The 22,579-nt window shown below is 65.0% G+C and carries 14 protein-coding genes and 1 pseudogene; 12 read left to right on the top strand and 3 right to left on the bottom strand.

Annotation, left to right across the window (positions count from 1 at the left end; all coding sequences use genetic code 11):
• The first annotated feature begins 150 nt into the window (after positions 1-150).
• The 8 genes and pseudogenes from V7E00_RS09350 (at position 151) to V7E00_RS09380 (ending at position 10,742) form a co-directional block, all read left to right on the top strand.
• Entirely contained in the window at positions 151-1,305 is a 1,155-nt protein-coding gene (locus tag V7E00_RS09350; protein WP_333572341.1) for a glycoside hydrolase family 88/105 protein, read from the top strand.
• Between the two features lie 17 nt (positions 1,306-1,322).
• On the top strand, positions 1,323-2,159 hold the full coding sequence (gene kduI, locus V7E00_RS09355) for a 5-dehydro-4-deoxy-D-glucuronate isomerase (RefSeq protein ID WP_333572417.1): 837 nt from the start codon (positions 1,323-1,325) through the stop codon (positions 2,157-2,159).
• 107 nt (positions 2,160-2,266) lie between these two features.
• Positions 2,267-3,298: pseudogene (locus V7E00_RS09360) on the top strand (tannase/feruloyl esterase family alpha/beta hydrolase); the annotation flags it as partial.
• A gap of 153 nt (positions 3,299-3,451) precedes the next feature.
• Complete coding sequence (locus tag V7E00_RS20085) at positions 3,452-3,844, top strand: tannase/feruloyl esterase family alpha/beta hydrolase (protein WP_443019181.1); 393 nt, start codon at positions 3,452-3,454, stop codon at positions 3,842-3,844.
• A gap of 293 nt (positions 3,845-4,137) precedes the next feature.
• Positions 4,138-4,962 (top strand): sulfurtransferase/chromate resistance protein, encoded by an 825-nt coding sequence (locus V7E00_RS09365; protein ID WP_333572342.1) that lies wholly within the window; start codon positions 4,138-4,140, stop codon positions 4,960-4,962.
• Complete coding sequence (gene chrA, locus V7E00_RS09370; RefSeq protein WP_333572343.1) at positions 4,959-6,362, top strand: chromate efflux transporter; 1,404 nt, start codon at positions 4,959-4,961, stop codon at positions 6,360-6,362. Before V7E00_RS09365 ends, chrA begins: the two co-directional genes overlap by 4 nt.
• A 346-nt stretch (positions 6,363-6,708) precedes the next feature.
• On the top strand, positions 6,709-8,967 hold the full coding sequence (locus V7E00_RS09375; protein WP_333572344.1) for a putative bifunctional diguanylate cyclase/phosphodiesterase: 2,259 nt from the start codon (positions 6,709-6,711) through the stop codon (positions 8,965-8,967).
• A gap of 467 nt (positions 8,968-9,434) precedes the next feature.
• Entirely contained in the window at positions 9,435-10,742 is a 1,308-nt protein-coding gene (locus tag V7E00_RS09380) for a serine hydrolase domain-containing protein (protein ID WP_333572345.1), read from the top strand.
• 179 nt (positions 10,743-10,921) lie between these two features.
• Here the strand turns inward: V7E00_RS09380 and V7E00_RS09385 are convergent, their stop codons facing one another.
• Together V7E00_RS09385 and V7E00_RS09390 are read right to left on the bottom strand one after the other, a co-directional pair.
• Positions 10,922-12,238, bottom strand: coding sequence for a tryptophan 7-halogenase (locus tag V7E00_RS09385; RefSeq protein WP_333572346.1), 1,317 nt, complete (start codon positions 12,236-12,238; stop codon positions 10,922-10,924).
• Complete coding sequence (locus tag V7E00_RS09390; RefSeq protein WP_333572347.1) at positions 12,231-13,745, bottom strand: tryptophan halogenase family protein; 1,515 nt, start codon at positions 13,743-13,745, stop codon at positions 12,231-12,233. The genes V7E00_RS09385 and V7E00_RS09390 overlap by 8 nt, the downstream gene beginning before the upstream one ends.
• 197 nt (positions 13,746-13,942) lie before the next feature.
• Between V7E00_RS09390 and V7E00_RS09395 the strand changes: the two genes are divergently transcribed.
• From V7E00_RS09395 to V7E00_RS09410, 4 genes are all read left to right on the top strand, one after another.
• Entirely contained in the window at positions 13,943-17,233 is a 3,291-nt protein-coding gene (locus V7E00_RS09395) for a TonB-dependent receptor (protein WP_333572348.1), read from the top strand.
• A 106-nt stretch (positions 17,234-17,339) separates the two neighbouring features.
• The gene (locus tag V7E00_RS09400; RefSeq protein ID WP_333572349.1) at positions 17,340-18,566 is read left to right on the top strand and encodes a glycoside hydrolase family 27 protein; all 1,227 of its coding nucleotides are present in this window, start codon (positions 17,340-17,342) and stop codon (positions 18,564-18,566) included.
• Positions 18,563-19,567 (top strand): glycosyl hydrolase, encoded by a 1,005-nt coding sequence (locus tag V7E00_RS09405; protein WP_333572350.1) that lies wholly within the window; start codon positions 18,563-18,565, stop codon positions 19,565-19,567. Before V7E00_RS09400 ends, V7E00_RS09405 begins: the two co-directional genes overlap by 4 nt.
• 33 nt (positions 19,568-19,600) lie before the next feature.
• Positions 19,601-21,550: a sialate O-acetylesterase gene (locus V7E00_RS09410; protein ID WP_333572351.1), complete on the top strand. Its 1,950-nt coding sequence runs from the start codon at positions 19,601-19,603 to the stop codon at positions 21,548-21,550.
• A gap of 464 nt (positions 21,551-22,014) precedes the next feature.
• On the opposite strand, the gene V7E00_RS09415 is transcribed toward V7E00_RS09410, so the two are convergent.
• Complete coding sequence (locus V7E00_RS09415) at positions 22,015-22,356, bottom strand: UvrB/UvrC motif-containing protein (RefSeq protein ID WP_333572352.1); 342 nt, start codon at positions 22,354-22,356, stop codon at positions 22,015-22,017.
• Positions 22,357-22,579: the final 223 nt, after the last annotated feature.

Raw genomic sequence — 22,579 nt, forward strand, 5'->3', positions numbered from 1 at the left:
ACCGACAGCCTCTGGTTATCCATGGCGCTGATCGGTCTTTCGACTGCCGGCCACCATAGCCGGAATCGCCTATCTGTTTGCGCTTACTGCGCTGCACCTGATCAGCCCTCGCCTCGCGCCTGCGGCACTTGAAAATTTGGAGGAACGCAAATGAAAAGGTCTGCTCTCGCGGCACTTCTGATGGTCAGCGCTCCTGGCGCCGCCTTCGCGCAGGGCGCACAGGCGCTTGCCCCCGCCCCCGCTCCCGCCATCGAAGCCGCTGTGCGGCTGGCGGATTGGCAGCTCGCCCGCATGGCCGGCACCGGAATCTCGAGGGAGACGTGGGAGACGCGCAATCCGCGCGGCTGGGAACAGGCCGCCTTCTGGATCGGGATGACTGCGCTGGCCGACGCCGGCGCTCCGCCGCGCATCCGTGCAGCCATCTTCGACATGGGCAGGTCGAACGAATGGCTCCCCGGCAAACGTCCTTATCATGCCGACGACCATGCGATCACGCAGGCCTATCTCTGGGCGGCCAGGAACGGCGCGGGTCCCGCCGCGCGAGCCCCCACTCGCAAGGCCTTCGATCATGTCCTTGCCAATCCGGCTCGCGTTTCGCTCGCCTTCTACGCTCCGCCGAGGCCTGGATCCGACGTGGAATGCCTGACGCGCTGGTGCTGGTGTGATGCGTTGTTCATGGCCCCCGCCGCCCTTGCGGAACTTTCACGGCAAACCGGCGACCGGCGCTATCGCGATTTCGCCATGCGCGAGTTCTGGGCGACCACCGACTTCCTCTACGATCCGGCAGAAAGCCTGTTCTACCGCGACAGCCGATTTTTCGAGCGTCGTGACGCGGAAGGACGCAAGGAGTTCTGGAGCCGAGGCAACGGCTGGGTCTTCGCCGGCATGGCGAACATCATTCCCCGCCTGCCCAAGGGATCGGCCGACAGGACACGGATGGAGACGCTGTTCAAAACCATGGCGAAGCGACTGAAGGGGTTGCAGAAGCCGGATGGCTATTGGGCTCCGTCGCTGCTCGCGCCCGAAAACGCGCCCCCGGAGACGAGCGGCACCGGCTTCTACACCTTCGGGCTTGCCTGGGGCATCAATCAGGGGCTTCTTCCGCGTGACGCGTATGAGCCGTCGGTGCGCCTGGGCTGGGCGGCGTTGAACCGGGCGATCCAGCCGGACGGACGGCTCGGCTATGTCCAGCAGGTGAGTGATCGACCGGAAAAGGTGGATGCATCCGACACGCAATATTACGGCGTTGGAGCGTTTCTGCTCGCGGCAACGCAGGTCGGGACGCTCGACAAACGTGCCCGGTAACGGCCGGAGGAATGACCGTGTTTGAAAAAACCTACTACGCAACGCATCCGGACATGATGGCAGCGGCCTCCAACTCGGATCTGCGCGACCGCTATCTTGTCAGCGGGCTGTTCAGACGCGGAGAGCTTGTTCTCACCTATTCGCATGGCGAGCGTTTCGTGATCGGCGGTGCGGTCCCTGGCACGGCAGCACTCCGCCTGCCTGATCAAACGGAGCCTCAGAGTGCTGCCGGGCACCCGTTTCTGGAACGCCGCGAACTCGGCGTCGTGAACATCGGAAGCGAGCCGGGCGTCGTTCATGTCGACGGCGAGGCGATGTTGCTGGCCCGGTATGAGGCTCTCTACGTGCCGATGGGTTCCCGCGATGTCGTATTCTCGGGGGATGGCTCGCGCTTCTATTTGCTGTCGGTGCCGGCCCACGCACCCTATCCGATGCGGAAGATAACGACGGGCGATATCCAGCCGCTGGAACGTGGCAGCCTCGAAGCCTCGAACAGGCGCACGATCTATCAGCTCATGCTGCCGCACACCTGCCAAACCGCTTCCCTCTGCATGGGGCTGACGCGGCTGGCGCCAGGCAGCGTCTGGAACACCATGCCCCCCCATGTGCATGAGCGCCGCTCGGAGATCTATCTCTACTTCGATCTGGATCAGGAAGACCGCGTCTTTCACTATATGGGGCGACCGGACGATCTCCGCCACATCGTCATGGAAGACGAACAGGTTGTGATATCACCGCCGTGGTCGGTCCACATGGGATGTGGCACCAGCAACTACGCCTTCATCTGGGCGATGGCTGGCGAAAACCTCGATTATAACGACATGGACGTGATCGACGTTTGTCAGCTGCGATGATCGCAACTACGCTCGCGCCGCACCTGCCGCATGGCGGCATGCCGGCGCGAGCGCTTACTTGAGGACGGGTCCAGATGCTCCTGCGAAATCCCACTGCCGCTGGCTTGATGTTGCTGCTGGGCGGCGCGGCCTCGGCGCCGGAACCCGGCGGGCCGGCGCAGTCCGCGCCGGGGGCAGCATCCGGGCCCGCTCACCAATGCGAGGCCCTGGCAGGGTTCGTGCTTCCACAAGGCGGCAAGATACTTTCGGCGGCGTTCGTTCCGGCGGTTTCTCCAGAACCGCCGCAGGCGGGCACGGACACGCATTCCAAGCAAGGCCTTCCAGCCTATTGCGAGGTCCGGGGCATCATAAATCCGCGATCGGGGCATGACGGCAAGGCATACGGCATCGGCTTCGCCCTTGCGCTTCCACAGAACTGGAACGGGCGATTTCTGCTGCAGGGTGGAGGTGGATTGAACGGATCCGTGCCGCTGCCGCTGGGAGCGGCTGCGGCCGGGGACATGCCCGCGCTCGCGCGCGGATTTGCCGTGATGAGCCATGACTCGGGCCACAAGGGCAGTGTGTTCCAGTCAGACTTCATGGCCGATCAACGCGCGTATCTCGACTTCGCCAACAGCGCTGTCCCGGTCGCAGCCGAAGTCGGGAAAGCCATTACCGCACGTTACTTCGGCAAGCTCCCGAGCCACAGCTACATGGCTGGATGCTCCACGGGCGGCCGAGAAGCCATGCTCGCGTCGCAACGGTATCCAGAGTTGTTCGACGGCATTGTCGTAGGAGCACCTGCGATGCGGACCGGCAATTCCAACCTGGCGCTCGCCTATGCGGCCGCGCAGTTCAATCGGGCCGCCCCCGTGAACCGCAATGGGGAGCGATTGGTGGACCAGATCTTCAGCGCCAAGGACCGCAGCCTCATTCTGAGCGGCCTGCTGCGCCAGTGCGACCAGCTCGACGGCTTGGCCGACGGCCTCATCATGAACGTCAAGGCCTGTCGGTTTGACCCGGCAAAGCTCCAGTGCGCAAAGGGAAAAGCCGAAGGTTGTCTAAGCGGCGCACAAGTGACGGCGATGAAGGCCGCCTTCAGCGGACCAAAGGATCGGGCCGGCTATGCACTGTACGCATCCTTTCCGTACGACACCGGCATCGTCGCAAACGCAAACAACAGCCTTCCGGGTTTTCTGCCGACCGGCAGGCCTGGGCCATTCGGGCCGGCAAGCCGGGAAACAGCTATCGACCTGGATGCACGGATCCACGCGATCCGCAGCAACGCAGGCCAGCAACTTACCGACACCAGCTTGTGGACCAACCTGAACACGTTCACCGCACGCGGGGGCAAGATCCTCTTCTACCACGGCGTCAGCGATCCCTGGTTTTCGGCCAATGACACGCTGGACTATTGGCAGCGTGTCGAGGAGGAGAATGGAGAGGCCTGGCGAAATTCCAGTCGCTTCTACATGGTGCCGGGGATGGGACATTGCGGCTCGGGCAACGCTTTCGAGCAATTCGATTTGCTGGGTGCGGTGGTCGACTGGGTAGAACACGCCAAGGCTCCCGAAGCGGTGCTCTCGAGCCGCACCCTCCCTGCCCCGGCGACCCGTCCCATGTGCCCTTGGCCGAAATATGCGCACTTCACCGGTGGCGACCCCAACGACGCCAAAAGCTTCACCTGCCGCGCTCCGGCTGGCTAGGGGATCTCGTGGCGCCGTCCCCTGCACGAGCAGGTTCGATCCGATCAGCCCGTCGAACGGCATGTTGCAACGCGCTCCATCGAGCGGTCTCAGCGGGCACGATTGGTTCCGGATACGCGACAAGTCACTGGCATTTCGGAGCTGAGCTGCGCGACGCTGGTTTACCCCAGCGGCTGAAACCCGGCCATTGACAAGCACCATTTGATCAAGCGAATTATCGTGCATGGGGACCGCGGTCTCCCCACGAGGCGTCAGCCGAAGCATCGCGTCCTGCTGGTATAATGAGGACGCCTATGCCTGCACTTCATAGCATTGCGCCGGAGAAGCTCGCTCGCTTGGTCGGCACGCCTGGCGCGCCGGTCATCCTGGATCTGCGCGCCGCCGAAGGGGATCCTTTGGTGCCGAGCGCCCTGATCCGTTCGCCCGATACAGTGGAGCAATGGAGCAGCGCCTTCGGTGGCGCCGCCACCGTTCTCATCGACGCGGATGGGGTAAGCGTCGCACCCGGCATCGCCGCGTGGCTTCGCAGCGAGGGCATACGAGCCGAAGTGCTGGAGGGAGGCTTCGCCGCCTGGCGCGCCGCCGGCCTCCCGCTGCTCGCCGGCAACAAGCTCCCGCGTCGCGATGCATATGGGCGCACGGTCTGGGTTACTCGGGCACGGCCCAAGGTGGACCGGATCGCCTGCCCATGGTTGATCCGGCGCTTCGTCGATCCGGGCGCGCGCTTTCTCTACGTGCCCGCGACCGACGTGCTGGCGGTGGCCCGCAGCATGAACGCCGCGCCATTCGATGTCGCGCATGACGATGTGTTCTGGAGCCACCGCGGCGACTGCTGCACCTTCGATCTGATGGTTGAGGAACTGGGCCTCTCCGACTTTCCCTCGATGGACTATCTGGCAGCGATCGTCCGGGGGGCCGATACGGGTAGGCCCGATCTGGTGCCGGAAGCCGCCGGGCTGCTGGCAATGTCACTGGGCCTGTCGCGGATGTATGCGGACGATCTTGAGCAGCTCAACGCGGGGATGCTCGTCTATGATGCGCTGTACCGCTGGTGCCGCGACGCACGCGGCGAGACGCACGACTGGACCTCGCACGCACCGCGTGAGGTACGCGCATGAGCGCGCCGCCGAGTGAAACGGTGGTGCGCCGTGCACGGCCCGAACCCGTCACCCTGCGCGAGGCATCCTGGATATGGCTGCGGGTTGCGCTCCTCTCCTTCGGCGGACCGGCCGGGCAGATTGCGGTGATGCACCGCATCCTGGTCGAGGAGAAGCGCTGGATCGGCGAGCACCGCTTCCTGCATGCGCTCAACTATTGCATGCTGCTCCCCGGGCCGGAGGCGCAGCAGCTTGCGACCTATATCGGCTGGCTGATGCATCGGACGCGGGGCGGCATTGTCGCCGGCGGGCTGTTCATCCTGCCAGGCGTGGTCTCCATCATGGCGCTCTCCTGGATCTATGCACTCTACGGACAGCTGGGTTTCGTGTCTGCGCTGTTCTTCGGCCTGAAGGCGGCCGTACTCGCGATCGTGCTGCAGGCGGTGGCGCGGATCAGCGCGCGGGCGCTCAAGAACAGGGTCATGCTCGGTCTCGCGGCAACGGCGTTCGTGCTGATCTTCTTTTTCCGCACCCCCTTCCCGCTGATCGTTCTGGCGGCGGCCCTGATCGGCTATCTGGGCGGCCGTGCCGGCCTTGATACCTTCAGGCTGGGAGGAGGACATGGGGCCGCCAAGGGTCAGGTTGTCGAGGATGCCGCAACGTTGCTGGGCGAGGCGTTGCCGGCCCATGCCCGCCTGTCGGTCCCCCAAGCGCTGGGGACGGCGGCCATTTGGCTGACGCTGTGGCTGGTGCCGGTCGGCGCGCTGCTCGCATGGCTGGGACCGGATAATGTGTTCAGCCAGATCGCCACCTTCTTTTCCACCCTGGCGGTGGTAACCTTCGGCGGCGCCTATGCCGTGCTGGCCTATGTCGCGCAGGAGGCTGTGCAGGCCTATCACTGGCTGCAACCCGGCGAGATGCTGGATGGGCTGGGGATGGCCGAGACCACGCCGGGTCCGCTCATCATGGTCCTGCAGTTCGTCGGGTTCCTCGGCGCCTACCGTGCGCCCGGCACCCTCCACCCGCTGCTGGCGGCGACGCTGGGCGGCCTGCTCGCCACATGGGTGACGTTCATCCCCTGTTTTCTCTGGATATTCCTGGGTGCGCCGTTCATCGAGCGGCTGCGCGGCAATGCTGCCGTCGCCGGCGCGCTGTCCGCCATCACCGCGGCCGTGGTGGGCGTGATCCTGAATCTTGCCATCTGGTTTGCGATCCACACGATCTTCCGGCAGGTGTTGCCGTTCGCAGCCGGGCCGCTGCGCTTCGACATGCCGGTGCTCGACAGCGTCGATCCGTGGGCATCGCTGCTCTCGGCAGCCGCCATCATCGCAGTGATGCGCTTCAAGATCGGCACGCTTGCTGTGCTGCTCGCAGCCTGCGCTGCAGGGGTGGTGCTGCACCTGGGCGGCATCACGGCCTGAGGCGGAACCGTCGGTGGGACATCCACGTCCGATCCTGGTTCTGACTGCGGCGCCCTGCTCGCGCTGGCGGCCAGCAGCGGCAGGCACGGCTGCAGAGGGCATTGCCAAGGCCCCAGGCTCAAGACACAGCGGCAGTTGACGCAGGCCCAATGCAGCCGTGGTGACGCGGCAGTTCACGCAAAAACAACGATTTACTCCTACCCAAAGGAGCAAGCCAAGCGGGCTGCATTTGTCATGAACAATGCAGACTGAAAACCTTGCATTGCCTTCTTCTTGCTTGTGCAGATGCATGTTCCAGCGTTCAAACTTTCCCCGTCTAAGCCCCGTTCTGCGGTTCACCACGTTCGTGGCGACCCCCGCCATCTTCCTGGCCGCGGCGCTCGTGCTCTTCGGAGCCTGGAGCCTGTGGGCGACGGCGCGTCAGGTTGATGCGTCGATTCGCGCACGGCAGGCGAACGACGTCCACCTGGCCTTGGGCGCGGTGCTCGACGATCTGGCCCAAAGCCAGGCGGGTGTCGCTATCTGGGATCCTGCCTATGCGGAGGTCCGCAAGGCCAGGCCCGATGCCGCGTGGCTAGACCAGAACGTCGGCACCTGGCTCAACTACGTCTTCAATCACGAGCTGGACATCATCATCGACGGCAGCGACCAACCAGTCTACGCCATGCAGAACGGCGCGCGCATCACCCCCGCGATCTTCACGAGCGTTCGCCCCGCGCTGCTGCCCCTGATTCAGGCGGCAAGAGGCTCGTTGCGGCGGGCGCCCAACACCCATGAGCGGCTCCCCGAGCGGAAGCTGGCGCAGAACAGCACCGTGCGCACCTCACCTGCCGCGGTTCACGCGACCGATCTCGTGCAGATCTCCGGCAGAGCGGCCACTGCGAGCGTGATGCGCATGATTCCCGATTCGAAGGTGCTGGTCGGCCCGCGGGAACGCCAGCCTTTGCTGGTCAGCATTCGCTTTCTGGATGGCACGATGATGCGGGACCTCAGCCGGATCCACGGGATCGCCGGCGCGCGGGTCCTGCGCGCTCCGGCTGCGCCAGGCACCGGGTTGTACAGCGTGCCCCTCCGCTCGTCGCAGGGTGTGCTGCTCGGTCACCTTAGCTGGCGGCCGGACATGCCCGGCCGGGACATCCTTCGCTCCGTCGCCCACCGCGGCGGCGCGGCGGCAGCGGCGCTGATCGTTTTGCTCGGCGTTCTCGTGATCATCGTCGGGCGTCTGATGTTCAGGGATGCACGCTCGATCGAAGAGCTGGAGAATGCGCGTGTCGAGCTTCAGGCGAAGGAGGCGCGCGCACAGTATCTGGCCAATCATGATGTGCTTACCTCGCTGCCGAACCGGGCTGCGTTCAACCGCTTTGTCGATGAGGCCGCTACCCACACGACCCAGGGAGCCCTTGCGGTTCTGCTTATCGACCTGGACAAGTTCAAGCACGTCAACGACACGCTGGGCCATCTGGCAGGCGACCAGCTCATCCAGAGCGTCGCCGGTCGCATCTCGGCCCGGCTGCGCAAAGGCGGGCTGCTGGCGCGTCTCGGCGGAGACGAGTTCGCCATCTGCCTCACCGAAGACTTGGGGACCGAAGCGCTCTGCACCTTGGCGGAAGGTTGTCTTGCCGAGTTGCGCAAGCCGTTCCCGATCTTGGGATCAGAAGTCCAGATAGGCGGAAGCATCGGCATCGCCGTGGGCGCCCCGCGCAGCTCCGATCGAACGGAACTGCTGCGCAAGGCCGATATCGCGATGTACAGCGTCAAGGCTGGCGGCCGGGACGGCTATCGCTTCTACACCGCGGAAATGGACGAGAGCCTCGCCAACCGGCGGGAACTGGAAGAGGATCTGCGGAAGGCGCTCGCGCTCAAGCAGCAGCTGTTTGTCGCCTACCAACCCAAAATGGATGCCAGCGGCGAAGTCGTGGTCGGGTTCGAGGCGCTGGTCCGCTGGGATCATCCGTTGAAGGGGCTGCTGACACCCGATCTCTTCATCCCGATTGCGGAGGACGCGGGACTGATCCATGCGCTCGGAACTTGGGTACTGGGGGAAGCCTGCCGGGTCTCGAAGAACTGGCCCGGTCTTACCATGGCGGTGAATGTGTCGCCCGTTCAGTTCAAAAGCGATGGCTTCGCAGCAAAGGTACGATCAGTTGTTCAGAACTGCGGCGTGCATCCACGACATATCGAACTGGAAGTTACCGAAGGTATCCTCATCGACGACTGCGCCGAGGTCCGTTCCGCACTAGATGACCTGCGGCTTGCAGGCTTTCGAATTGCTCTCGACGATTTCGGGACAGGCTATTCCAGCCTCAGCTACCTCAAGCAGTTCAAGGTCGATCGCATCAAGATCGACAAGAGCTTCATCAAGCGCGTGGGTCGAGATCAGGAGGCGATAGCAATCGTGCAGGCGGTTATTGCTCTTGGCCACGCGATGAACCTTTCGGTTACCGCCGAAGGCGTCGAAACCTGTGAGCAGGGTTCGCTGCTTCGTACGGCAGGCTGCAACGAGTTGCAGGGGTATCTCTTCTCCAAAGCGGTTCGCGAAGATGAACTATCCATCAAACTCGCAGCCATGCGCGGCCAGATGGCTCATGGTCACCAGGCACGCTAAGGCTTGTAAGCCTACTCGTTCTCGCTTCGGGCGGCCGAATGATTGCGCCACAGGATCTCGAACGGCAGACTTCAGGGTGGGCTGACGCGGGGAGCCGCCCATTCCACGGTGCGTTTCATGGGAAGCCGCCGTTCGATCAATCGCCAGCAAAGACTGGACGTACTCGGTCGCGGCCGCTTGATTCGCCAGCATTGTGCCAAGCCCCTGTTTGTGTGATCACGCGGCGGCAAGTCGCTGCAGAGGTCTGCATCTGCGTCCGGCGGTCTCTCACGTGCTGGAGCTTCATGATGAAACATCGCTTGCTGCCTTGCGCGACGTTACTGCTGTGGGCGCAAAGCGCACCATCTCAGCCAATCCCAGCGCCCACCCCCGGCCAAGCCCCGTCGGCAGCGGTGCAAGCCAGGATCGCGCGCGTCGAGCAGGGACTCTCCACCCCCGTCGTTGTGAAGGGGGCCCCAGCGCAGAAAATGTCGCTCACGGAGCGCATGGCCTTCTACCGGGTGCCTGCGGTCAGCATCGCCTTGATCGCGAACGGCCGGGTTGAATGGGCCCGGGCCTATGGCCTGGCCGATGTCGCGAGCGGTCGGCCGGCAACGACGCAGACACTCTTCCAGGCGGGTTCCATCAGCAAGACGCTCACCGCCATCGGTGCCCTGCGCCTGGTCGAGCAGGGCAAACTGTCGCTGGACCAAGACGCGAACCGCCAGCTCGCTTCATGGGAAATCCCACAAAACGATCATACCTGCGCCGAGGCTGTGACGCTGCGCATGCTGCTCAATCACAGCGCTGGTGTGACGGTGCATGGATTCGCCGGTTACGCGCAGGGGCAGCCAGTGCCGAGCCTGCTGCAGGTGCTGGATGGTGTCACGCCCGCGAACTCGGAGCCGGTTCGGGTGGACACGGCGCCCGGTAGCATTTGGCGCTATTCCGGCGGCGGCTATGAGATCGTCCAGTTGATGGTGCGCGAAGCGAGCGGTCAGCCGTTCGACCGTTACATGAAGGCAGCGGTCCTGGACCCTTTGGGGATGACCCAAAGCACGTTCGCGCCATTGGCCGCCGTTCAGCGCAACCTGGCGGCTACCGCGTATCACGGCGATGGCAACGCCGTCGCTGGTCGATGGCACAACTATCCCGAGTCCGCGGCCGCCAGCCTTTGGAGCACGCCAAGCGAGCTGGCCGCAGTGATCCTCGAAGTGCAGCAGGCAGAAACGGGGATGTCCGGTAAGGTGCTGTCCCGCAGCATCGCGTCTTCGATGCTGACGCGCGGACTGGGGCAATATGGACTGGGCCTCTTCGTCGACAAGGTCGGCGACCTGACAAGCTTCGGCCATAGCGGCGGCACCGAAGGGTTCCGCGCCCAACTATATGGCTACACGCGCTCCGGCCAAGGGGTGGTCATCATGACCAACAGCGACAATGGCGCGGCGCTGATCGACGAAATCCTGGGCAGCATCGCTGCCGAATACGCTTGGCCAGAATTCGGGGTCATCGAGAAAGCGGCAATTCCCGGGGACCCGGCAACCAACCGGCAGGTCGCGGGTACATATCAATTGCTGGATAAGCCGGCCCATATCATCGCCGAGGACAACCGCTTGTTCTTCCAGAGCGACCTGTTCGGCGCCCCGCGCATGGAGCTGTTCCCGGAATCAAAATTCATGTTCTTCATGACGGCGCAGGACATGACCCTCGCGTTCGAGCGGGACGATCATGGCGCCATTGTGGGTTTCAGCCTTCTTCGTGGCGGGAAGACATACTCGGCCCGAAAGGCACGATAGGAAGCGCGCTGCATTTGCATGCCCGCTGTTCGGGTTGCTGCCATAATGGGGCGGTCAGGACAGGATGCAGCGTGCGTCACGACGATTAACCTTCTGCCGATGCCCCCGGCCGAAGGAGGATCGCCAGAAGGTCGCTCGGGCGGCGCTCCAAGTGACGAGTGCTGCCACACGATCGCAGATCACACCCGGTACGGTCTGGCAGCTGATAGGAGCCTCGAGCGGTTCGCTTGTCGAGCACGCGTGGCGCTGGTCACTTCCTCGTCGCTCATCGCCCGCAGACGGGGCAGTTTTCCGGGTTCGAAGCCAAGCCCGATCATCAGTTGCGCCCAAGCGTCGGCCGGAACGCACCCCTCCGCCAGTTCGGGTATCCAGCCGCGCCGGCTGAACTGGTCGACCCGCTGCTCAAGGAGCGCGGTCCCCTGCTTCCCCTGCTGGCACAACACAAAATCCTGCGCGTGATCGGCAAGCAAGCCTGCCCGGCGGTTATACTCGGCACATTCCGCAAAGGGAGATGTGCCGCCAGGCAGCAAATCGAGCAGCAGCAGGATCTGTGCCGCTGCCAGATGAAGGTTCAGGCTGCCCAGGGGCGCAAAGCGCGCCGCCGCGTCCCCGATCGCGATGACACGCCCGCGCCACGGCTCGCCGAGACGCCCGGGCCGAAAGGCAACCGGCTGCGTGGCCTGTGCGCCGCTCGCGGCTTCCAGCGCCTGCTGCATGCGCGCGTCGTCCTGCGGGTCCACCCAGCAAGCCGTCCATGCAGTGTGATGGAGGCCCGGTTGTTCGATCAAATATCCGGCTGCACGCCTCGCGACCGTGTCGCACAGGCTGGCGCGCGTCGCCGCCGGTGCCGAGGACCGGCACAGCCGGCGGACCTGCCTGTTCTCGTCCCAGGCAAGCCACGCCGCAGTCCCCTGCTCGGCCCGGACCCAACCGCTGCCGCTTGCGTCGACGATCAGATCCGCCTCCTCCGCGTTGACTGATCCGTTTGCCGCCACGGCCTGCCCTGTGATCTGCACGCCCGCCTGTCGCGCCAGCGCGTGCAGTCCTGCGCGATATGCGTCTGGATCGAACCGGAGCAAGACGTCGAGGGTTTCGCTTCCCTCTTGACCGGGAGCGAGGCAAAGCTCCTGCTCTGCGAGGAGCGAGGCCAGCGAGGGTTCCGGGGCGAAGCCACCCGCCGGATCGCGCGCGGCAGCGCCATGGCCCACGAAGAACTCTCGCGCGGGACCAAAGCCCCGGTAGCGGGTCGCCAGCCAAGGGGTGGCGCCGGCGCGGGCGAACAGCAACGCCTCCCCGATGCCGAGACGCGCGTGCAGGCGCTGCAGGGCGGCGCCGCCCGAGACTGCGAGATCCGCGAGCGCGTCTTCGGGTACCGCGCAGGGCACAAGCGTTATCCTGCTACCCGGCAGCGCACGCGCGAGCGCGATCGCCGCGAGCAATGCGACCGTCCCGCCGCCTACGACCGCGATATGCGCGAGAGGCTTGACCTCAACCATTGATCGACGCCCCGCTCGCCAGCGCCTGCACATAGCTGGCGTGCCCCGGCATGGAAGCGACGCGCCGATCGATGTCGCTCTTCAGGCGCGCCATCGCGCTTCGCAGCCCAGCCGCATCCGGCAGCTGCGCACGCGCATCCCAGCCTTGCGGGCGGATCCCCTGCCCCAGCAGCACCGCCACCCAGCTCGGCTCCAGGAACGGCCCTCGGCCAAACTGCGCGACGCGCGCCGACCGCCGCCAGAGTGCGAGCCGCTCGGCCAGGCTTTCCGGCACCTCCATCGTCCGCATGCGGTTCCAGAAGAGCGAATCGTCACGGCGCGTGGCGTGGTAATGGAGGATCAGGAAATCGCGGATCCGCGCATATTCAAAGTCGATCAGCTCGTTGAACATCTGCTGGTCCCGCGTGTCGATCCCGTCGAGCGGAAACAGCTCGAGCAGCCAGTCGATGGCGATCTGGACCAGGTAGATGCTGGTCGATTCCATCGGTTCCAGGAAGCCTGACGCCAGCCCGATCCCCACCACGTCGCGAGACCAGGCGCGGCGGCGGCGGCCCGGCTGGAACTTCAGGATGCGCGGGTCGGCAAGTGGCTCCCCCTCCAGAACCGCAGCCAGCTGCGCGGTCGCCTCGTCTTCGCTGACGAAGGCGCTGCTAAAGACATAGCCATTGCCCAGCCGATGCTGCAGCGGGATGCGCCAGCGCCAACCGGACGGCATGGCAATGGCCCGAGTAAAGGGCTCGATCTCTCCCGGCGGGCGTGCGCACGGCATGGCAACCGCACGGTCGCACGGCAGCCAGTCAGCCCAGCTTTCCCAGCCTTCGCCCAGCGCGTCGCCCAGCAACAGGCTGCGGAACCCGGAGCAGTCGATGAACAGGTCGCCCTCCAGGCGGGTGCCGTCGCCAAGCTCCAGCGCGGCGATGTCGCCGCTGGCGCCGTCGCGCTCCACGCGGCACACCGTCGCCTCGATCCGCTCCACGCCGCGGGCGCAGGCAAAGCCCCGCAGGAACGGCGCGAACCGCGTCGCATCGAACTGATAGGCATAGCTGAAGGCGTCATCGCCTCCCAGCGCAGGCCCGGGTGGATGGAAGCGACGAGCCCGCGCGGCAGCTACTGCCATCGAATAGTCACCGATGGCAGCGCCCGTCGCGTCCTGGTTCAATCGCAGCCAGTAGTGGTGGAACGGCACCCCCGCCAGCGGCTCGCCGAAGCTCGCAAAGCCGTGCATGTATTCCTCGCCCAACGCGCCGAAGTCGTTGAACATGATGCCCAGCTTGTAGGTGGCATGCGTCGCCGCCATGAACGCTGCTTCGTCGATGCCCAAGCGGCGCAGGAACAGCCGCAGATGGGGAAAGGTCGCCTCGCCCACCCCGACGATGCCTATTTCGGCGGACTCGACCAGCCGAATCGAAACGAGCGAACCCAGCGCCTGCACCAGTGCAGCCGCAGTCATCCATCCGGCCGTACCGCCGCCGACGATGATCACCCGCCGTCGCTTTCCGTCCGCCACGCCCCCCTCTTATGACATTTCTGCAACACGTCCGAGAAATTGCTGCACACGCCACCTTTGAAGCGTTTAAATAAATCAATCAATTTCGTTTTATCGTTGCAGGTTCGGAAAACCCGCTGCATCAAATGCGTACCCACCTCTGGTCTTGAGCGCTTCTGCTCACGCAACGAACCAGAGTGGCGTTCAGGAGGGGATATATGACTGATGCTCGCGTGCGGTTTTCGCGCACCAACCTTCTCTCGCTGGCCGGTACTGCTTCGCTGATCGCACTCTCCTCCGTGCCGTTTCAGGCTGCCGCGCAAGATGCCACTGCTTCTGCCACGGCGCAGAGCGACTCGCCCGCACAGACGACGAGCGATGACATCGTCGTGACCGGCATCCGAGCGAGCCTGCGCAGCGCGCAGAACATCAAACGTAATTCCGACACCGTTGTCGACGCCATCACCGCAGAGGACATCGGCGCCCTGCCCGATCGCTCGGTGAACGAGGCGCTGCAGCGCGTGCCCGGCGTGGCGATCAGCCGCTTCGCATCGCCGTCGGATTCGCAGCACTTCTCGGTGCAGGGCTCGGGCGTGGTCGTCCGTGGCCTCAATTACGTGAAGAGCGAGTTCAACGGCCGCGACACCTTCGCGGTGGGCGGCGGCCGCGAAATCGGCTTCAGCGACGTTCCATCCGAACTCGTCGGCTCGATCGAAGTCTACAAGAACCTCACCGCCGACATGATCGAAGGCGGCATCGCGGGCACGGTGAGCATCAATGCCCGCAAGCCTTTCGACAGCACCAAGGACCTCGCCTATTTCTCCGCGGCAATGAACATCGGCGACATGGAGAAGCGCGGCGCACCGGCGGTGGTCGGCCTGGTCTCCAAGCAGTTCAACACGCCGGGCGGCAGCCGCATCGGCGTTCTGCTGGGCGGCACCTATTCGCAGATCCGCTCGCAGAGCCAGTCGATCTACTTCTCGGGTTGGCTGCCGCGCCAGAACGACGACAAGAATGGTAACGGCAAGCAGGACCCTGGCGAAGGCCGGACGATCAACGCCGGCACGGGCTATGCGACCGATCTGTTCGACACCTATCCGGTGCCGGCAGGCAAGACGCAGGTTTACTCGCCGCTCGGGCCGGGCTTCCGCGACCAGCACTTCAACCGCGAGCGCATCGGCATTTCGGCCGCGACGCAGTTCGAAAACGCCGATCGCTCGCTGCTGGTGACCGCACAGTATCTGCGGGCCGACAGCCGCGAAGCGTGGATCGATCACACGATCGAGGGCGCCAACTGGTATGGCGACATCACCACCGTGATGCCGTTCGGCACCACGGCCCCCACCTATGACAGCAACGGCCTTGCGCAGACCGGCACCTTTGGCCGCGCGATCTCGCCGGGCGGCTGGTACGTCAACGCGGCCGGCGCGCCGACCTATGCCAACGCGCTGCCACAGTTCGTCGACAACGGCTACACGCTTAACCTCACCAACCGCAACTTCATCACCCGCTCGATCACGCAGGACGCATCGTTCAACGTGAAATGGCGCCCAACCGATCGGCTGCGCTTCAACTTCGACGGCCAGTATGTTGCATCCAAAACCAACAATTACGATGCCACCGTGGACGGCAATTCGTACGGGCAGATCCAGATCGATCGCACGAACGACATCCCCGACATCAAGTTCGTGACCCCGGGGTTCAACACCGCCAACTACTTCAGCAGCGGCAACAGCATCTGGATCAACAACGCCAGCGTCAATCGCGCCAAGAATGACGGCCATGAATGGGCGTTCCAGGGCGATGCAGAATATGACGTGAGCGAGACGTCGTTCCTGCGCAAGCTGCGCGTCGGCGGCCGCTATTCGGACCGCTCGCAAGTCGCGCGCACCAACGACTACAACAATTGGGGATCGGTCTCGGCCAACTGGGCCTATCCGGCCGGCGCCGTCTCGATCGCGCAGGCAGGCCCGACTTCGGTGCTGACCTTCGACAACTTCCTGCGCGGCAACGTCACGCAGCCGCCGAGCGCTGCCTACATTCCCAGCGACATCCTCACCGATGACGCGAAGCTGATGCAGTATGTCCGCAATGCGGTGAAGTTGGGAGGCAATGTCGGCAGCTATGTGCCGCTGCAGGACCGCACCAATGTCAACGGCGGCCCCCTGGTCGACGGCTATTTCCGCGACAACGAGATCTACCGGAACAGCGAGCGGACCTATGCCGCCTATGCCCGGGCCGATTTCGGCGTCGACGCGCCATTCGGCGGGGCGACCAAGCTGAGCGGCAATATCGGCCTCCGCTGGGTGCACACGGAGGACAAGGCCTATGGCGGCGTGACCTTCCCGAGGGCAGCCACGGTGTTCCAGCCGGATCCGGCTGGCGTGAACGACGATGGAACGCCCCGCCCGTCGCGCTGGCAGACGATCCCGCAATACTGCACCTATGTCGCTGCCAATCCGGGCCAGTTCAACCCAACGCCGCCGCTCTGCACGATCCCGCTGCAGGATGCTCTCAACGCGTTTGCGTTTGCGCAGGGCGACGCCAATGGCAATCCCAAGTCGGTGTCCAGTGTCGTGGCGCAGAAGTTCGACCATTGGCTACCGTCGATCAACGTGCGACTGGATCTGACGTCAAAGTTCCTGATGCGGTTCGCCGCATCGAAGGCGATCTCGCGTCCGAATTTCGGCGATCTGCGCAACTTCGTTGGCATTAGCCCGGCAGGCGGCAATCGCGCTGGCTTGTACGGCTTCGAAATGAGCGGACGGAACCCCTATCTGCGGCCGATCGAATCCAAGCAGTTCGATCTCACCGCCGAATGGTATTTCGCGCGCGTCGGCCAGCTGACCGCCACGGCCTTCTACAAGACGCTCGACAACATCATCCTCGACAACTCGCCGTTCACCCGCACCTTCACCAACAACGGCCAGACCTACACGGTCACCGGCAATGGTCCGGTGAACTCCGAAGGTACCGGCCGGGTGAAGGGCGCCGAGATCTCGTACCAGCAGACCTATGACTTCCTGCCGGGGCCGCTGCGCGGGCTGGGCTTACAGGCGAGCTACACCTACGTCTCGACCAACAGCCTGCCGAACACGCCGCCGGCCAACACGCCTGCCGACGGCAACCGGCCGGTGATGGACGTGACCGGCCTGTACGACAACCTGCCGCTGGCCGGCCTGTCGAAGCACAATGTCAACGTCGCCGCCTTCTACGACCTCGGGGGCTTCTATGCCCGTGCGGCCTATAGCTGGCGGTCCAAGTACCTGCTGAGCAACCGCGATTGCTGCTTCCCGTTCCTGCCGGTCTACGCGCAGGCGGCGGGCCAGCTCGACGCGTCGCTGTTCTACACGGTGACCAAGACGTTCAAGATCGGGCTGGAGGCAGCCAACCTGCTCGATACGACCACGAAGACGACGTACCTGCTCAACAGGAACGGCCTTGAAGCGCCGCGCAACTACTTCAAGAGCGATCGTCAGTACACGATCAGCGTTCGCCTGACGATGTGATCAAGAGGGGGCCCGGGGCAACTCTGCCGCCGGGCCCTTTTCTTGCCGACTCGGCCGCAGCCGCAGCCGACTTCAATTGATAACCGCTTCAACGGAGGTGCCGCCCATGCGCTGTTCCCCGCTGCTGGCCGGCCTTGCCGCCGCCGCGCTGCTCGCCTCGTCCCTGCCCGCCACGGCACAGGACGCCCCCGATCCCAACCGTATGCCGGCATCGCAAGACCCCGCCCGCACCGTCAACGGCCTGGCCAGGACCCCCCAGATGGGCTGGAACAGCTGGAACCGCTTCGCCTGCAATGTCAGCGAGAAACTGATCCGCGACACCGCCGATGCGCTCGTCGCCAGCGGCATGCGCGATGCGGGCTACAGCTATGTCGTGATCGACGATTGCTGGCAGGGCGCGCGCGATGCCGATGGGTTCATCCAGGCCGACGCCACCCGCTTTCCCTCGGGTATCAAGGCGCTGGCCGACTATGTTCATGCCAAGGGCCTGAAGTTCGGCATCTATTCGGATGCCGGCGCCAAGACCTGCGGCGGCCGCCCCGGCAGCCAGGGCCATGAATATCAGGACGCGCTGCAATATGCGCGCTGGGGCGTCGACTATCTGAAGTACGACTGGTGCTCCACCGGCACCCGCAACGCCGAGGAAGCCTACGCCACCATGGCCGATGCGCTGAAGGCATCAGGCCGCCCGATCCTGTTCTCGATGTGTGAATGGGGCAACAACCAGCCTTGGCTCTGGGCGCAGAAGATCGGCAACTCGTGGCGCACCTCCGGCGACATCACCGACAAATGGTCCGGCAAGCACGGCTATAGCTGGGGCCTCACCAACATCGTCGACATGAACGCGCCGCTCTGGCCCCATGCGGGACCGGGCCACTGGAACGATCCCGACATGCTCGAGGTCGGGAATGGCGGCATGACCGACGTGGAATATCGCAGCCACTTCTCCCTCTGGGCGATCATGGCCGCACCGCTGATCGCCGGCAACGATGTGGCGAACATGACGCCCGAGACCCACGCGATCCTCACCAATCGCGAGGTGATCGCCGTCGACCAGGATGCGCTCGGCGTCCAGGGCAGGCGAGTGTGGAAGGAAGGCGATCGCGAAGTCTGGTCGAAGCCGCTCGCCGGCGGCGGTCGCGCGCTGGTGCTGTTTAACCGCGGCGAGGCACCCGCTGAAATCCGCGCCGATTGGGCGATGCTCGACTATCCGCAAGGCTTGAACCTGGCTGCCCGCGACCTCTGGACACATCGCGACCTGGGCAAGCATCGCGGCAGCATCGCTGCGACGGTGGCGCCGCACGGTGTCGTCATGCTGAGGCTGAAGCCATGACCCTGCTCACCCGCCGAGCCGCGCTCGCCGCAGGCACCGCCGCCGCCCTTCTCCCTGCTTTGAGCCGCGCCGCCGGGCTGCCGCCGCGCGGGGTGCTGAGCAATCCGCGCGCCTCCGCCAAGGCACGCGCGCTTTATACCTATCTCTGGTCGATCTACGGCCGCCACACGCTCACCGGCCAGCAGGAGCAGAACTTCTCCCCCGCCGGCCCGCGCGTCGAGCTCGACTATATCGAGCGCGTCACCGGCAAGCAGCCGGCGCTGGTCGGCTTCGACTATATCGAGCCGCGCGACGAAGCCGGAGTGAATGCGCGCGCCACCGCCTGGCACCGCTCGGGCGGGATCGCCACGATCTGCTGGCATTGGGGGGCGCCGGACATCGGCACCGGCTACGAGAATTCAAAGAAGGACTTCGATGTCGCCAAGGCGCTAACGCCGGGCACGGCGCAGAACCGCGCGATGATGGCGCAAATGGCACACACGGCCGAGCTGCTGACGGTGCTGCGCGACGCCGATGTGCCGGTACTGTGGCGCCCCTTCCACGAGTTCAGCGGCGACTGGTTCTGGTGGGGCAAGCACGGGCCGGACGCGTTCAAGGCGCTCTGGCGGCTCATGTACCGCGAATATGTCGACCGCTACCGGCTCGACAATCTGATCTGGGTCCTGGGCTGGGCCGGCCAGAAGGTCGATCCTGCCTATTGGCCGGGGCGCGACATGGTCGATATCGCCGGCGCCGACCTGTATGTCGAGGATCACGGCAATCTCGCGCCGATGTTCGCGGCGGTGAAGGCGATCGTCGGCGAAAGCGTGCCGATCTGCCTGCACGAGAACGGCCCGATTCCCGACCCCGCGACGCTGAGTCCCGGCGCCGACTGGCTCTATTTCATGACCTGGCACACCCGCTGGCTGACCGATCCATCGCAGAACACGCCCGAACAGCTCAAGGCCTATTACGCGTCCGACCGCTATCTGACCAAAGACGAACTGCCCGCTTTCAAATAGCATAGCGCTGCACGATTCCCTTGCGAGGACCGCATGAAACGACATTGGCTTTTCGGACTCTGCCTCGCCACTACGCCCATCCCTGCCCTTGCGCAGGACGCGCCGCTGCTGGCTGCCGTGTTCACCGATCATGCGGTGCTGCAGCGGGATCGCCCGATCCTGCTCTGGGGCCATGCCGGGCCGGGGGAGACGGTAGCCGCTACCTTCGACAACGACAGCGCGACCACGGAGGCCGATGCCAAGGGCCGCTGGGAACTGCGATTCCCCGCTCGCGGCGCCGGTGGCCCCTACAGCCTCACCGTACGGGCCGGCGCGAAGACGCAGGCGCTTGCCGATCTGATGCTGGGCGACGTGTATCTGTGCGGCGGCCAGTCCAACATGGAGTTTCCGGCACGGCTCTCCACCGGCGCCTGGGGCGGGGTCGCCCATGCTCCTCAACCGATGCTCCGCTTCGCGCATGTCGAGAAGGCCAGCGCCCCCGCCCCGCTAGAGGACCTCGGCCAGCCACTGCGCTGGCGGTTGATCGACGGCGACAGCGCGGGCGATGCATCGGCGGTGTGCTTCTACATGGCGCGCGCGCTGCAGCAGCGTTTGAAGATCCCGGTTGGCTTTATCGATCCCGATTGGGGCGGCACTACCATCCAGAGCTGGATCAGCTCCGGAAGCCTGGCCACGCTTCCCAAATACACCGAGAGCTTGCGATCGCTGGCCGCGCTCGCCGCCGATCCTGCCGCCGCGCGCAAGCTGGAAGAGGCACGTATCGAGCACTGGTGGAGCGCCAATGATCCGCGCTGGTCCGCTACGAAGCACTGGTCGGCCGCCGATTTCGATGACCGCGCCTGGTCCAGCATGAAGCTGAACGGCAGCTGGCGCGACGCCGACATCCCCGCGCTTGCAGCGTTCCACGGCGTGGTATGGCTGCGCACGGTGGTGACGCTCACCAAGGCGCAGGCAGCGGCCGCGGACCGGCTGCAGCTGGGGCCGATCGACAGCAACGACACCGTGTGGATCAACGGACGCTGGACGGGCTCCAACAACATCGACTGGTTCTGGCGCGACTATGCAGTGCCGGCGGGCGCTCTCCATGCCGGGCGCAACGTGATTGCGATCCGCGTGCTCGGCGGCAAGGGGCCGACCGGCACGGCGGCGAACCATCTGCTTAAGCTGCACGATGGATCGGCGGTGCCGCTAGACGGTGCCTGGTCCTACCAGCTCGCCGCGCCGCTGAAGGACAAAAAGCCGCCGATCCCGCCCTGGGAAGTGCCGACCAGCCTGTCGACGCTGTACAATGCGATGATCGCCCCGATCGCACGCTACGGCTTCAAGGGCGCCGCCTGGTACCAGGGAGAATCGAATGTCGCCGAGGCAAGCGAGTATCGCGGACTGCTGACGCTGCTGTTCAAGGACTGGCGGGCGCATATGGGGCAGCCGGAGCTGCCTATGCTGGTGGCGCAGCTCGCCTCCTATGGCGCGCCGTCGGCCAAGCCGGTCGAATCCGATTGGGCGGTGCTACGCCAGGCGCAGTCCGACACGGTCCGCCAGGACGGGCATGCCGGCCTCGCGCTCACGCTCGACCTGGGCGACCGCTTCGACATCCATCCAACCCAGAAGCTGCTGGTTGGAGAGCGGCTAGCGCGCGCGGCGAGGTCCGTCGTCTATGGCGAGGCGATCGCCCCAGGCGGCCCCGAAGCCGTCCGCGTGAACCGCGCGCAGGGCGATCTGGTGATCCACTTCCGCCACGCCGGTGCGGGCCTGCAGGCCTATAGCGCCAAAAGCGCGATCGGATTTGAGGCTTGTACCAAGACCGCGTGCCGTTTCGTTCCCGGAGATATCGACGGCAACCGCATCGTGCTGCGCGGCGCCGATACCGGCGGGGTAACACATGTGCGCTATGCCTGGTCGGACGCGCCATTCGTCAATCTCTACAGCAGCGAAGACCTGCCGGCGGTTCCGTTCAACCTGCCTGTTCTCAATCTCGAATGAGCACGTCCTACCCGCATCCACTATCGGCGCGATGACCTTGGGGCGCGTCCGCGATGGTACAGGATCGCAGTACTTCATGGAGAGCGGCATCTATCAACAGCCATGTACGACCTTGCACCTGGTACGCCGCTTGAGGACAGTTGATACTCGGCGCTCCTGTGCCAGCGCGCCGGGTCCTCATACGTCCGCGTGTCCAGCTGGGGGATACCCGCGATACGATATGGATGGCATCTCCCGTTACCTGAAACGGTCGGAGTAATTCCTTTCGGCCGATCGATATCTGGCCGGGACGCGGCACGATCCGGAAAGTGCCATCGGCCGCGGTAGAACGGCGTCGTTCGCAAGGCGTCGTGGCAGCACCCGGTGTGGTCATCGCGAAGCCTGCAGCGTGACGCTGCCGGGCCCAAGGGCTGACGCCAACGCCGGGAAATGGATGACTCAACCCGCGATGCCGGACGAAGTCGTTAGCGCTGCCTGCGCGCCGCTGCGCTGAAGGGGAATAGCCGATTATCGACGCGATCATACGCGACCAGCCGTCGCGCCTCGGCGATGGCGATCGTCATGGGTAAGGCCGCGGGACGATGCCGGCCGGCGGGCGGGACCATCCTTTGCCGGCTGGTTCCCAGTCCCATGGCGCTTGGGGCCTGGCGCGTAAGCCCTTCGAAGCGCGCGGCTTCCGCCTCGGCGGCTGTAGCGCCGCCCCGCATGGCACTGATCCTGTCACGACGCCGCGCGGCCGTCTCGAAATCGAGGGCGGCCACGGCGTCGTCCATCTGCTGCTGCAGGATCTCGATCGTTACGGTCACCTGGTGGCAACGCACGGCGGCCGCGCTGGGGGCCTGGCTCGAACGTCAAATTAGCGTCTGCGTACGAGCCGCCGATCCTGAACGCCCTATGCCCGCTGCTGGACGCTGCAAGAGATGCGGCGCAGCCGTCGTGGCGCGCGGAAACGACAAAAGCCGCCGACCCTGTGGGGTCAGCGGCTTTTTGTTGGTTGCGGGGGCAGGATTTGAACCTGCGGCCTTCAGG

Source organism: Sphingomonas sp. (assembly GCF_036731925.1).
Classification (GTDB): Bacteria; Pseudomonadota; Alphaproteobacteria; order Sphingomonadales; family Sphingomonadaceae; genus Sphingomonas.

Excerpts from the sequence above, each read along its gene's own strand:
- V7E00_RS09350 (WP_333572341.1), top strand. The coding sequence starts at position 151 with ATGAAAAGGTCTGCTCTCGCGGCACTTCTGATGGTCAGCGCTCCTGGC.
- V7E00_RS09365 (WP_333572342.1), top strand. The coding sequence starts at position 4,138 with ATGCCTGCACTTCATAGCATTGCGCCGGAGAAGCTCGCTCGCTTGGTC.
- chrA (WP_333572343.1), top strand. The coding sequence starts at position 4,959 with ATGAGCGCGCCGCCGAGTGAAACGGTGGTGCGCCGTGCACGGCCCGAA.
- V7E00_RS09380 (WP_333572345.1), top strand. The coding sequence starts at position 9,435 with ATGTCGCTCACGGAGCGCATGGCCTTCTACCGGGTGCCTGCGGTCAGC.
- V7E00_RS09385 (WP_333572346.1), bottom strand. The coding sequence starts at position 12,238 with ATGGTTGAGGTCAAGCCTCTCGCGCATATCGCGGTCGTAGGCGGCGGG.
- V7E00_RS09395 (WP_333572348.1), top strand. The coding sequence starts at position 13,943 with ATGACTGATGCTCGCGTGCGGTTTTCGCGCACCAACCTTCTCTCGCTG.
- V7E00_RS09400 (WP_333572349.1), top strand. The coding sequence starts at position 17,340 with ATGCGCTGTTCCCCGCTGCTGGCCGGCCTTGCCGCCGCCGCGCTGCTC.
- V7E00_RS09405 (WP_333572350.1), top strand. The coding sequence starts at position 18,563 with ATGACCCTGCTCACCCGCCGAGCCGCGCTCGCCGCAGGCACCGCCGCC.
- V7E00_RS09410 (WP_333572351.1), top strand. The coding sequence starts at position 19,601 with ATGAAACGACATTGGCTTTTCGGACTCTGCCTCGCCACTACGCCCATC.